The 12,837-nt window shown below is 50.1% G+C and carries 13 protein-coding genes; 8 read left to right on the plus strand and 5 right to left on the minus strand.

Annotated features, from left to right (window positions below):
• Positions 1–9 precede the first annotated feature (9 nt).
• From fmt to FCL47_RS10150, 3 genes are read left to right on the plus strand one after another with little or no spacing between them, the layout of a single operon-like run.
• A complete protein-coding gene (fmt, locus tag FCL47_RS10140; RefSeq protein ID WP_136813391.1) occupies positions 10–957 on the plus strand; it encodes a methionyl-tRNA formyltransferase in 948 nt (315 codons plus the stop codon).
• A complete protein-coding gene (gene larC, locus FCL47_RS10145; protein WP_240744203.1) occupies positions 954–2,141 on the plus strand; it encodes a nickel pincer cofactor biosynthesis protein LarC in 1,188 nt (395 codons plus the stop codon). The genes fmt and larC overlap by 4 nt, the downstream gene beginning before the upstream one ends.
• Positions 2,138–2,608: a phosphatidylglycerophosphatase A gene (locus FCL47_RS10150; protein WP_136813392.1), complete on the plus strand. Its 471-nt coding sequence runs from the start codon at positions 2,138–2,140 to the stop codon at positions 2,606–2,608. Before larC ends, FCL47_RS10150 begins: the two co-directional genes overlap by 4 nt.
• Before the next feature lie 205 nt (positions 2,609–2,813).
• Here the strand turns inward: FCL47_RS10150 and cydB are convergent, their stop codons facing one another.
• The 4 genes from cydB to FCL47_RS10170 form a co-directional block, all read right to left on the minus strand.
• Positions 2,814–3,947, minus strand: coding sequence for a cytochrome d ubiquinol oxidase subunit II (cydB, locus tag FCL47_RS10155; RefSeq protein ID WP_136813393.1), 1,134 nt, complete (start codon positions 3,945–3,947; stop codon positions 2,814–2,816).
• Between the two features lies 1 nt (position 3,948).
• The gene (locus FCL47_RS10160) at positions 3,949–5,481 is read right to left on the minus strand and encodes a cytochrome ubiquinol oxidase subunit I (protein ID WP_136813394.1); all 1,533 of its coding nucleotides are present in this window, start codon (positions 5,479–5,481) and stop codon (positions 3,949–3,951) included.
• Positions 5,482–5,498: 17 nt separating this feature from the next.
• Complete coding sequence (locus FCL47_RS10165; RefSeq protein ID WP_136813395.1) at positions 5,499–5,726, minus strand: DUF4492 domain-containing protein; 228 nt, start codon at positions 5,724–5,726, stop codon at positions 5,499–5,501.
• Positions 5,727–6,102: 376 nt separating this feature from the next.
• Entirely contained in the window at positions 6,103–6,441 is a 339-nt protein-coding gene (locus FCL47_RS10170) for a P-II family nitrogen regulator (protein WP_136813396.1), read from the minus strand.
• Positions 6,442–7,085: 644 nt separating this feature from the next.
• Between FCL47_RS10170 and FCL47_RS10175 the strand changes: the two genes are divergently transcribed.
• Positions 7,086–7,478 carry a hypothetical protein gene (locus tag FCL47_RS10175; protein ID WP_136813397.1) on the plus strand — a complete coding sequence of 131 codons (393 nt, stop codon included), beginning with the start codon at positions 7,086–7,088 and terminating at the stop codon, positions 7,476–7,478.
• Here FCL47_RS10175 and FCL47_RS10180 read toward each other — a convergent pair.
• Positions 7,475–8,656: a glycosyltransferase gene (locus FCL47_RS10180; RefSeq protein WP_136813398.1), complete on the minus strand. Its 1,182-nt coding sequence runs from the start codon at positions 8,654–8,656 to the stop codon at positions 7,475–7,477. The genes FCL47_RS10175 and FCL47_RS10180 overlap by 4 nt on opposite strands.
• A gap of 135 nt (positions 8,657–8,791) precedes the next feature.
• On the opposite strand from FCL47_RS10180, the gene FCL47_RS10185 reads away from it, so the two are divergent.
• The 4 genes from FCL47_RS10185 to FCL47_RS10200 all read left to right on the plus strand — a co-directional run bounded on the left by FCL47_RS10185 (position 8,792) and on the right by FCL47_RS10200 (position 12,645).
• Positions 8,792–9,907 carry a glycosyltransferase family 4 protein gene (locus tag FCL47_RS10185; protein ID WP_136813399.1) on the plus strand — a complete coding sequence of 372 codons (1,116 nt, stop codon included), beginning with the start codon at positions 8,792–8,794 and terminating at the stop codon, positions 9,905–9,907.
• Between the two features lie 131 nt (positions 9,908–10,038).
• Complete coding sequence (locus FCL47_RS10190; protein ID WP_136813400.1) at positions 10,039–10,596, plus strand: CBS domain-containing protein; 558 nt, start codon at positions 10,039–10,041, stop codon at positions 10,594–10,596.
• A 43-nt stretch (positions 10,597–10,639) separates the two neighbouring features.
• Positions 10,640–12,061: a transferase gene (locus FCL47_RS10195; protein ID WP_136813401.1), complete on the plus strand. Its 1,422-nt coding sequence runs from the start codon at positions 10,640–10,642 to the stop codon at positions 12,059–12,061.
• 11 nt (positions 12,062–12,072) lie between these two features.
• Entirely contained in the window at positions 12,073–12,645 is a 573-nt protein-coding gene (locus tag FCL47_RS10200; protein WP_136813402.1) for a DUF2062 domain-containing protein, read from the plus strand.
• Positions 12,646–12,837: the final 192 nt, after the last annotated feature.

Consider the following 12,837-nt stretch of genomic DNA (forward strand, 5'->3'; position numbering starts at 1 on the left):
GGAGCGAAAATGTCGAAGCGACCGCTACGTATTATTTTCATGGGAACCCCTGATTTTGCCGCAGCAACACTCCAGGCACTTATCGATGGCCCGGATGAGGTCGTTGCCGTTGTTACCCAGCCGGACCGCGCCAAAGGCAGGGGCAAAAAGCTCACCCCGCCGCCAACCAAAGTCCTCGCCGAGGCTGCCGGAATTCCCGTACTACAGCCGACTAAAATCAAGACGGAAGCTTTTCACAACGGCTTGCTTACCTATCAGCCGGATCTGATTGTGGTTACGGCCTACGGCAGAATCCTGCCCAAATCGCTGCTTGAGCTGCCTCCCTTAGGTTGTATCAACGTACACGGTTCGCTTCTGCCTAAATATCGCGGGGCCGCGCCTATCCAATGGGCGGTGATCAACGGGGAAAAGGAAACGGGGATTACGATTATCCAGATGAACGAGGGCATGGACACCGGTGACATCCTGCTCAAAGCAAAAATTAACACCGCCCCCGACGAAACCGCCGGCAGCCTGTTCGACAAGCTTGCAGTCCTCGGCAGCGCAACACTGTTAACCGCTATTAAGGGATTACAGGAAGGCACCATTATTCCGGTCGCGCAGGATCATGACCTCGCAACAGTTGCCCCAATGCTGAAAAAAAACGATGGCCTGATCGATTGGCATAAAGATGCCAAAGAGATAGAACGCCTTATCCGCGGCCTTGATCCCTGGCCTACTGCCTTTTGCTTTCTTGACGGCACGCGACTGCGCCTTTTCCGTCCGGAGGTGCTGCATCAGGACAGCGAGATGCAGCCGGGAACCGTGCTCCAGGCCGACAAGCGGGGAATCCTGGTCGCCTGCGGCCACAATACCCTGCTCACCAGAGAGATACAGCCGGAAGGGAAAAAACGCATGGACGTGGACTCCTTTCTTTGCGGCCACCCAATTGCCCCGGGGACACGCTTCGTCCAGTGAGCTCTCCTGCACCCCCTCAAATAGCCTACCTGGACTGTTTTTCCGGCGTCAGCGGCGATATGCTGCTCGGTGCCCTGCTGCACGCCGGCCTCGATCGCCAGCTGCTGACCGAAGAGCTTGGCAAGCTGCAGCTTGACGGGCTTGAACTGCTTGTTGAAGAAAAAAACGTCAATGCGATCAGCTCCATTAAGGTTACCATCAGCAGCAAGCGACGCCAGGAACTCCGAACGCTGCCGGCCATTGTGCAGATTCTTGAACAAAGTTTTCTTGCGCCGGCGATAATTGACCAGGCGAGCAAAGTGTTTCAGGCCCTGGCCCGCGCCGAGGCCAAAGTCCATGCCATCCCCGTCGATCAGGTGCATTTTCATGAGGTGGGTGCTCTCGACACCATTGTTGACGTGGTAGGAACCCTGGTCGGCCTGCATCATCTCGGCATTACCCGCCTTTTTTGTTCATTTTTACCAACCAGCCATGGCTTCGTCAAATGTGCCCACGGCCTGCTGCCACTGCCTGCCCCGGCGGTTTGCGAACTTCTCGTCGGCATTCCCACCTACGGCGTAGACCTGCAGCAGGAGCTCATCACCCCGACCGGCGCGGCACTGGTTGCGACCCTGGTCGAGGACTATGGCCCACTGCCGTCCATGGCAATCAGCGCAACCGGATATGGCGCGGGCAGCCACATTTTGACCAACGGGCAGCCGAATCTGTTGCGAATCATCATCGGCAGGGCCATCGACGTTGACGAACAACAAAGTGTCGAGGTCATCGAAACAAATCTTGACGACTGGAGTCCCGAGGGTTTTCCTTATCTCTGCGAACAATTATTCGCCCAAGGGGCGCTGGATGTGACGCTCGCCCCGATTCAGATGAAAAAGGGCCGACCGGGCTTTGCCCTGCAGGTCATCAGCCCGCCCGCGTATGCACATTTGCTCAAAGAAATCATCCTTTCGGAAACAACCGCCATAGGACTGCGCTTTAGAAGAGAAACACGACGGACGCTTCCCCGTGAGAAAGTTGCAGTCGCTACTCCATGGGGAAATATCATGGCCAAAAAAGTGCACACCCCGACGGGCAGCATCATCTATCCTGAATATGAAGAATGCCGGGAAATCGCCCGCCGGCACAGGGTGCCGCTGCAGGAAGTGTATAATGCGGTGCGCAGCAATACGGTACGTTGCTCATGAATCAATTGATAATGGCCCTTGCCACCGGGTTATATGTGGGAAAAATCGGCTGGGCACCGGGCACCTGGGGCTCATTGGCCGCATTGCTGCCCTGGCTGCTGATCAAGGATCTGCCCCTATCGACCTATCTGATGGTGTTATGCGTACTGTTTGTGGTCGGTTTTTTTGTCTGCGGCTCCGCCGAAAAAATTCTCGACCGCCCGGATGCCGGCTGCATCGTCATCGATGAAGTCCTCGGCATGTTCATAACCCTGACCCTCGCCCCGCCACATCCTGGCGCATGGCTGCTCGGCTTTGCCCTGTTTCGCATCTTTGATATTTTCAAGCCCTTTCCGGTCTGCTGGTTTGATCAGAAGATTCATGGTGGAATCGGCATCATGATGGACGATGTCGTCGCCGGGTTATATGCTCTTCTTTGCCTGCAGCTCTTGTGGTGGGGGCTCATCAACCCAATCTTTCTTCGATAATCGGGTCAGGTTCCCATGCAGCACATGGAAACCAGGTGGTGGCTAAGTAAAAAGCTTCGAAGCAGGGTCCCATGCGCCGCATGGGACCCAAATGCAGCTATAAGTTATCCGTCTTTATAAGAATTGTTACCGCCACGTTATAGGAGACGACAATCACGGCAACCCAGCCAATTAATAATACTGCAGCCATAGCTTTCTCCTCTTTTCAATACGCTTTTTTATCATTTATATCGCGCACACCAATCTTTTTTGAATCCATCTGCCGCCAGACATAGATTATATATGCCAGTACCGCAGGGATAAACAAAGCCACATAGGTCATTGCGGTCAAGGTATAATGGCTTGACGATGCGTTATAAATGGTCAGGCTCGATTGCAGATCAACCTTGGATGGATAAAACGGCGTTCCATTAAATCCGGCGGTGAAAAAAACTGCCAGGCCTACCAGCACGGTCCCCAGCCCACCAAACCAGATGCCGGTGGTTGACCGTGCCAGGCTCGTGCGGGTAACTCCGAGAATAACCAGAAAGAGGCCAACGAGCAGCAGACCAAGCACGATCGGCATTGCCAGCAGATTGGTCAGATATTTATGCTCTACCATGCTGACCATCCCATTCCCGTCGGTTGCAAAACCATCCATCAGCACCAGACTGACCACTACATAGAGCAAAAAAGGCAGAGCGCAGAGAAAATTGATCAGACAGGACTTTCTGACCCGCGCCTCAAACTCCGGAAAACCGTGGTAATCAATGTTATTCGCCAGATACATGGCACCCAGCGTCCTGGCGTTAAAGACCAGGAACAGGCCTAATGCAAGATTAAAGAATGAAAAGGCCGCCTCCACCCCACGCAAGGGGTTAGTCCAGGTCACCTGGCTAAAATCGTTCAGGGTAAAATTGGATCCGGTAAAAAAGGTGCCAACCGCCGCCCCGATAAGAAGCACACCAACCGTACCATTGATAAAAAGAAACAACTCATAGGTTCCGGCCCCGAGCAGGTTGTTTGGCTTCGCCCGAAACTCATAGCTGACCGCCTGGACAATGAAGGTGAAAAGAATCAGCAGCCACACCCAGTATGCGCCGCCAAAGCTTGTTGCATAAAATTTGGGGAATGCGGCAAATAAAGCCCCGCCAAAAAGTACCAGGGTGGTAAATGTCAGTTCCCATTTTCTGCCGAGGGAGTTTATTACCAGCGACTTTTCGCGGTCGTTCTTGGCCACCTGCCAGAGCAGGGTATTGCCGCCCTGGACAAAGGTGAGAAAGAGAAAGAGGGATCCAACGAGCGAGCAGATGATCCACCAGATCTGCTGCAGGATCACGATATCTAATTTTCCAATCATGTTACACGCCCTCCGGTCCTATTTTGATCTGCTTGAGCATAATTTTAATCTCCGCTAAGAGCAGCACGGCAAAGAGTACAAAGAAAATGGCAAAGGATGCCTGCACGTGGCCTGCGGCAATTTGGGTTGTGGCCATTTTCACCGGCAGTAAATCCTGAATAGCCCAGGGTTGACGGCCAACTTCCGCCACCACCCACCCAAGTTCCGAGGCGGTGAGTGCCAGAAAAAAGGAACAGAAGCCCAACACCAGCAGCCATTTCTTTTCAGCAAGCGTGTCTTTATAGGAATAATAGAGAAACAGCAGGGTGAGCAGCAGGAAAAAGGTGCCGAGATAGACCATTACATGAAAAGAATAATAGGTGCTGGCGACCGGCGGAACCGCCTCCTCAGGGGTATCGAGGTAGCCGAAGCCGAGATAGTCCTGATTCACCTTGAATCGTTCTATCGCTGCCGTTTTGGCCTGTTCGTCGCCATCTTTTTTCGCTTTCTGGATCAGGGCCAGATCAGCAATAGCCACCTTGCCTTTGGCCATTTTATCTCCAACCGACATGATCCCTTCCGCCTCGTTGCCATAGACCAGATCCTTGATACCCGGCACAAAAGCGCCGAAATCCCGTTTGGCCAACAGCGAGAGCCCCTTGGGGATGGACACCTCAAAGGCAAAAGGCGGCTGGCCGTCGCCTACTTTCTTGCCGCTGGTCAAAATTCCCATAGCAACGAGATCTGCCCCTTTAGACCCTTCGTAGAGTCCTTCATAGGCAGCCATTTTCATCGGTTGAAAATGGCCATTGGCATACGCCGATTCATCGCCGGTAAAGGCGGCGAAGACGGAGCCGATCAGGCCAAAAACCGAGGCGACGATGATTGACTTTTTGGCCATCTCCACATGCCGTCCCTTGAGCAGGTAATAGGAGGAGACAGTGATGACAAAAAGCGAACCAACAACGAAACTCGAGCTGGTTGTATGGGTAAACTTGGCCATGGCGACAGGAGAAAAAAGAACCTCCCAGAAATTCTGCATCTCGAAACGGGCACTCGTAGGATTGAAGGCCATGCCAACCGGATACTGCATCCAGCCGTTGGCCACCAGGATCCACAGGGCCGAAAGATTGGAGCCGATCGCCACCATCCAGGTGGAAAAGAGGTGGAAACCTTTCGACGTCCGTTCCCAACCAAAAAACATTACCGCGAAAAAGGTTGCTTCGAGGAAAAAGGCAAAGATACCCTCAATGGCCAGCGGAGCACCGAAAATGTCGCCAACCATCCAGGAATAGCTGGACCAGTTGGTGCCAAACTCAAATTCCATGATGATACCGGTGGCAACACCAATGGCGAAATTAATACCAAATAAGGTCATCCAGAATTTGGTCAGATGCTTCCACTCCTCCTTTCCGGTCCGCACGTAAATTGATTCAAAAAATGCGCAGAGAAAAGACAGCCCCAAGGTGATCGGGACAAATAGCCAGTGATACATCGCAGTCAGGATAAACTGTGCCCGCGCCCAGTTCACCGTGGCCAGATCTATTTCACCCATTACAACGTCCTCCGTAGTTAATTAAGATGTGCCGATCCTGTCAATTGTTCGATGACATGGTCAGCCCTTTGTTGATCGGTCGAAAAATTTGTCTGCAAGAAATCGGGGAAAAAGAACACCTTCAAAACGGCAAACATTATAAATAACTTTATGAAAATAATCTTCCATAGAGTCTTTCCGACGGTCATGCTTTTAAAACCGTTCCGATAAAAACGATATATCTTCCCAGGTTGAGGCAATAGCATATAATTCCCTCCATTATTCAATACACCCTGTCGGGATCACTCTCGCCCCGGCAGACGGGGAGAAAGCTGGATTTTTTAAACAGCCACTTGAAGTGGTAAGATACTAAACAATTCCTCTTAAACCGGCAATCAATCTAAGGAGGCATATTGCCAAATAGCTTGCAAATTTTCAAGAATAATTATCATTTGCACGCAAGGATAACAACAAAAAAAGCCTTCCCTCCGCAATTTATTGCAGAAGGAAGGCTTTCTAATCCCGGCGAATGTGAAAAAAGCCGGGATGAGTACCTTAGCGCAGGTTATCTTCTATCAAAAAGCAGCAGAAAACCCGCAGGTACTACTAGTCAGGCCCCGTCATGGCAGAGAACAGGACTAACTATATTGCGTCTTTACCTCTTTCCCCCGTCCTCACTCTCAGGACATCTTCAACAGGCAGGACAAATATTTTTCCATCCCCGATTTTTTCCGTATTGGCTGCTGTCCGAATGGCATCGACAACCTTGTCGACCAAATCAGCGGCCAGCACCAGTTCAATTTTTATCTTTGGATTAAAATCCACATTATATTCAGCTCCGCGATACATCTCCTTGTGCCCTTTCTGGCGCCCATATCCTTTGACCTCGGAGACAGTCATACCGGTGATGCCGATATCGGTCAATGCGTCCTTTACCGCCTCAAGTTTAAAGGGTTTGATTATTGCTTCTATTTTCTTCACGAGTACTCTCCCTTATTATTCTTTAGTAAACTCAGGATATACAACCAGACCACACTCCAAGACATCGACACCCCGCAAATCTTGTTCTGCTCATACAAACATCTCATGAACAGAGCTGCACTGATTTTTTTTGCAGCAACTGTCTCAGATTAATACAAGAATTGCGCCATATACTGTATATTTACACATTTCACTTTAATATCTGATACTTAAAATACTATCGCCCTGTCAGACCACCAGTCAACTCGGCATAAATCTTTCATTTTTGCAGTGACGATATGTTTTATATTACAATTATGTACTAAAATTTTGCAGCTATTGATGCCTCCAAAGGTCGCTGCAGAAAAAGGTAAAACGACCGCAACCCAAAAGCAAGGGGACCAAAAATCAAGCAAACCGTCGATCTGGATATTTTTTTTGAGTTAAAGTTGACTGCAAACTCAATCTTGAGCTATTCTATTGTTTTCAGGGCAGCCTCAAGTTCAACCCTTGAAAACATTCCTCCCCCCGACAGCTGTCAGACCTTTTTTTATCTGGTAAATCCGGCGCCAGTGCGTTGCTGGGAGTTGAGCCATAGCAAACGACACGACACACCCGACCACAAGCCAATAACAACTTTCATAATTAACACTATAAGTAAAAACATGATACGCGATTTAGCCCTTGCAGCAAAAGCATCATGCAGCCTTGAAGATCAAGAATCTTTGGTTCCTCTGGTACTGCAACTGAAAAGACTGTCTGAAATGGTCTCTAAACAGGGCATCCTCGCCCTGGAAAACGAACTTCCTCAGATCAAAGACACTTTTTTAAACCTTGGCATACAACTGATTATCGATAAAGTGGAGCGGGCAAACATCCAGGATATTCTCGATTCGGATATTTATTACAATCAGTCTAACGGCAGAGAATTATTAAAAAAAATAATCACCCGAGAGGGACTTCTGCGCATCCAGGCCGGAGATAGCCCGAGAAATGTGTTGATATGCACAAAAATATTCCTCGCCAAGGTTAACGATGCCAATTTTCAAAACCATTAAGGATTGCCAGCCAGAAGGCGAGAAATATATTCTGCCGCATATGCGGCGCCGCCGGCATGCAAAGCAACGGCTGGATTCAGCTTTCTTTGCAGATGGGCCAGCAACAGCCGCTCAAGCTGCTCAGCCGAAAGCAGGGATTCAGCAACCGTCACTAGAGCTTCGCCCAAGGATTCCTGCAGTTTTTGAAGATGAATCTGCTGCTCCTCATCCTGCATTTCCCGCAGGACGACCAGGGCAGGAATATTGGCATGAATAACATCCATAAGACTGTTATAACCGCCATATATTACCGCAATCCTTGAATGCAGCAATGCCGAAACGTATCGTTCCCCGGGCGGTTCCAGTTGACAATTTCCTGTTTCACTAAAGAGTTTCCTGATTTTCTGGCATACATCGGAATTGTTGTCCATATCGACAAAAATCCGCCAGTCACCATAGGATTGGGGGATTTTGGCTAATACCCTTGCCAGAATCAGCAGGAAATCGATGGTTTTTTCCCCAAGCCAGGGGATGGAGACAGTTCCGGCTATCACCCCTTCCTGTTCGAAAAGCCGTCCATTCCAGTGGGCATATTCTGCCAGCCGCACGACATATCCGCATTCAACCGGCTCCGTATTGTATTGATGCTGCAGCTGCTCACAGTGCGAATTACCGAGTACCGCACTGTCTCCGTACCAGAGCAGTGCATGATAATGATCTTTAAACAAATTTCCGGCAAACTCTGATCGGGCCTGCGCCACGGCGCCGACCACCCCGCGCACACCAAGTACCCAGAGAGCATCACTGCCTTTATCCGCCAGCAAGGCCGGGATAAGCTCCCGGTGCTTTCCCTGCGGAGTATGGTCAACCAGAACCAGTCGCGGCCGATACAGGGAAATTAAATGGGCCATCTCTTTTGAGCGCAACCAGCCAAGCTGCGTATCGGTAAACAGCGACTTTCCCGCCACTCCGATTGATTTTCCCGCAACCACCCTCGTTGCATACGAGGGAAGTTTCAGCCAGTCAAGCGGCGCTTTGCCGATTAACTCCTGAGAAAGACTACAGCCCGAGACAAAGAGAACCTTCAGCTCCGGATACAGACGACGCAGAGCCATACCCACGCCAATGCTGCGGCTGGCATGACCAAGACCACGACCATCGTGGGCATAAATCAAAACATCCAATCTTTCGGTCTGCACTGTCGTCTCACTCTTTTTCAAAAAAAACCAGAGATTAGCACTGCTTCAGAAAAGCGATGCAAAATCTTAGAATATTTGGTTTTCTGCAGCAATGCAATCTCTTTCATTTTCCCCATACGGTCGGACGACAAAGCCATGAAGATCGCCTACTACATGCCGTTCAAACCCATGGACCACCGCAATCCTTCCGGTGACCTGGTCACGGGGACCGAGATTTACAATTATTTGGCCGGCAAAGGTCATGCAATCACCCTTGCCAGCAGACTCCGCTGCCGCTGGATCTATTATCGGCCGCTGGTTTTGTTGCAGCTGTTACGGGAAAAAAACCGAATCCTCCGCGAGTGCCGCACGGAAAAGCCTGACCTCTGGCTCAGTTATCATTCGTACTACAAAGCTCCGGATCTTCTGGGATCAACCTGCAGCAGGAAACTGGGAATTCCTTACGTTATTTTCCAGGGGATCTATTCAACCAAACAGCGCAGGCGAATAAAAACCCTCCCGGGCTATCTCCTCAACAGACAAGTTCTCCAATCGGCCGATCATATTTTCACCAACAAACAAAGAGATTTTACCAATCTCAAAAGGCTCATCCCGGAAAATCGACTCAGCTATATCGGTCCGGGCATTCAGCCGCAGCTGTTTCGGTTTGCAGACGACTGGAGATTAAGATTACGGCGACAATGGGCGATTGACAACGAGACGATCGTCATGACCGCCGCCATGATGCGCCCCGGCGTAAAAACCGAAGGGATTGGACTCGTGATCGAGTCGTGCAGCGAGCTTGCCCAAAATGGCTTTCCCATCCGACTGATTATTGCCGGTGACGGCACCTGCAGGCAGCAACTCGAACAAAAAGCGGCCCAGCTGCTCCCAGACCGTGTCCAGTTTCTTGGTAAAGTACCCAGGTCAGAGCTCTATCGATACTACAGCGCGGCGGACATTTTCGCCTTTCCAGGCATCCAGGAATCGCTTGGCATGGTCTACCTGGAAGCCCAGTCCTGTAACCTGCCAGTCGTTGCCTATCGGGACTGGGGCGGCGGGGAAGCGGTTGTCGACGGGCAGACCGGGTTGCTCTCCCCCGCGGCAGCGCCTTCCCTTTTCACAAAAAACATCCAACGGCTGATAGAAGACAAAACAAAACGGGATATACTTGCCAATGCGGCCGGTGAGCACATCCGCCACAACCACGACCTGGACCGGAACTATCGCCAGTTAGAACAAAAACTCGTGCATATGGGGTCAAATCTTTAATCTTGACACATCCTGCCGTGTCAAGATTAAAGATTTGACCCCGCTTGTACCTCCCGCCCGCAATTGTTTGACAAAATACAATTTTTATCCTAGAAAATAGGACACTATTTTTTTCAATAATGGGGGGGCTTATGGAAAATCATCTTGTCAAAGATCTAATGGTGCCGATTTCCGAATATGCAACAGTAGTTGTCGGGACATCACTGATCGACGCGATACTGACCCTGGAGAAAGCCCAGGAAACGTATACCATGCGAAAATACATGCACCGCGCGGTGCTGGTCCTTGATGAGAGCGGCCAGGTTGTCGGCAAGATCAGCCAACTGCGGGCATTAAAGGCTATTCAACCCGATCATAAGGCACATGAGGAAATTGAACGACTTAAAGCGTTCAATTTCAGTGATAATTACATTGCCCAGCTCCGCGATCTGTATCGATCCCATGGCAAGATTATGAGCGACCACTCCTTACGCCAGGCAGCCACAAAAAAAGTAGAAGAATTCATGCAAACGCCCTCGCCCGGCGAATTCGTCTCGGAAAACAGCAGTCTCGACACGGCCATACAAAGACTGGTTGCGGGAACACACCTGTCTCTTTTAGTCACCCGTGATGATAAGATAGTCGGTATCCTGAGAATTTCCGATGTCTTTGCCGCCGTTTTTCACAAAATGACCAGTCTCGACAACTGATCCCGAGCTATAGTCCACTTTCAATACTCCCTGAGGATATCTTATGAAAGAACTGCAAAAACTTTTTAATAGAATTGTCCAGAGAGTCAATATCAATCTCAGAGAATTGAAATTTGACGTCAGCCCCTACGCCGATGCCCTGATCCCGCCGGATCAGATGAATAAGTTTTACGCCTTTTACGGTATAACCCCTGATCATCCGCTCGATCTGCACTTTGAGCATTCCGCCCTGGCCGGCAGCTATTTCCTGGGAAAATGCCGGGTCAGGAACTCGCTGTTATATAAAAGTGATATCCGCGGCGACGAACTGAAGCGAAAAAATGATGTCCGTAAATTCAATAGTTTCACCATCACCCTGACCAAAGATGAAATTATCGATATCGAGGACAGCGCCCTAGTCAAAACCCTGGTGCACAATTACTCCCACGACCCGGAAACCCCGGAAAAATTCTTTATAAAAGACACCCTGGCCATGGACTACGCCAACATCCATGGTGCTCCGTCCGACGGCTGTTTTCTCGGCCCCTTCGCCACCGTCGATCTCACCACCATGCGTGACTGCGTGATCGGCGCATATTCGTACATCCAGGCCGGCGAAATCAATCACCTCAAGGTCGATCCCGGCACAATCTGGGTAAACAGCCCCGGTAATTTCAACTTTTTCTATAAATATCCGCAGGAACCACTGGCTCATTACGTCTCACTTTCCCCGGACAATGTTCCATGGGGCATCCTGATTGATTTTATTGATGAGCGAAAGGATCAATTCCAGCGCGTATTCGACTTTGTCAATCTTGACACAATAGAGTCCGTCCCCGAGACCGCCTCGCTTGACCGATATGCGGTGGTCCTGCCCAATATTAAAATCGCCGACAATGTGCTGGTTGCCCAAAGGGCCTATATAGAAAATTCAAGCCTCGGCAAGGGTGCCAACGCCCAGGAAAACTGCTTTATCATCAATTCATGCCTGGAGGGATATAATGTCACCGCCCATGGCGCCAAAATAATCGAGGCCCGCCTGGGATCGAATGTTTTTGTGGGATTCAACAGCTTTCTCTACGGGAAAAAAGAGAGCCGACTCAAGATCGGCAGGGGATGCGTGATCATGCCCCATACCATTATCGATGTCGACCAGCCCCTGGAGATCCCCGAGGAACATATCGTCTGGGGCCTGATTAGAAACAGTGAAGAACTGCGCACCAATTCCATGTCGCTGGCAGAACTGGCCAGTGTCGAATGCTCTTTTACCAAGGGACGCATGCACTTTGAGGGCAAAGGGGCACTGCTAGTCAATGCTTTCAAGGAGCGGATCCAGCATATCCTCGAGGCCAACGGCGCCTTTTTTGAAGATGGTGCAAATGCCGGCCATGCCCAGCGCAACCAGAAACTTTCCCTGAACACCATCCAGCCGTTCCAGTTTGGGGAGATGGTTGGGATGTATCCCAGTATCAGGATATTGCCGTAGGCTCAGGCAGCATGTACTATACAATAATGGCAGAATCCCCCCCTAAAAAAAACCGCCGCAACCTGCTCATGCGAACACGCCCGGTGTTACGATGGGTTATCAAGCTGCGCAGTTCACCGCGTGCCATCGCCGGAGGCTTGGCACTGGGAACCTTTATTGCTTTCACGCCGACAGTCGGCGTACAGCTCGTCCTGGCCTTTGTGGCTGCCACAATTTTTAATATGAACCGTCCGGCAGCAATGATCCCGGTCTGGATCACCAACCCGGTAACTGTAGCGCCGATTTACACCTTTTGCTACTGGCTTGGAACTACGGTGTGGGCTGGCCCTCCCCTGTCAAAAGTATCCGGGCTTTTCATTGATATCGGACGAACCCTGGGTCATCTTGAATTCTGGAATATCAAAGAGCAGTTCTTTGCCGTTTTGCAGATGGGTAAAGAGATACTTATTCCCCTGCTCATTGGGAGCGTTGCAATCGGTGTCGTCTCCGGTATTCTCGTGTATGTTCTTTCACTCAAACTTTTGTCCATTTTTTTTAGCAGAAGGTCGCAAAAGCACTTGTTGAATCACCGAAAAGATCGCTAGTCGAAACATTTTCTTTCTATAAACATTTCAAGCAAAACAATGGATTAAGTTATACAACGACCCAAAGTTCCGCTCTATTCCATTTCCAGGAACTTCAAAAAAACTTGCCTGCCAGTTCTTATGTGAGTACATTAGCTCAACTTTATTTTATGCTTTTTGCAAGAAAACAATGGCTTGCTTGCCATGTCTCCC

It is taken from the genome of Desulfopila sp. IMCC35006 (assembly GCF_005116645.1).
Taxonomy (GTDB): domain Bacteria; phylum Desulfobacterota; class Desulfobulbia; order Desulfobulbales; family Desulfocapsaceae; genus Desulforhopalus_A.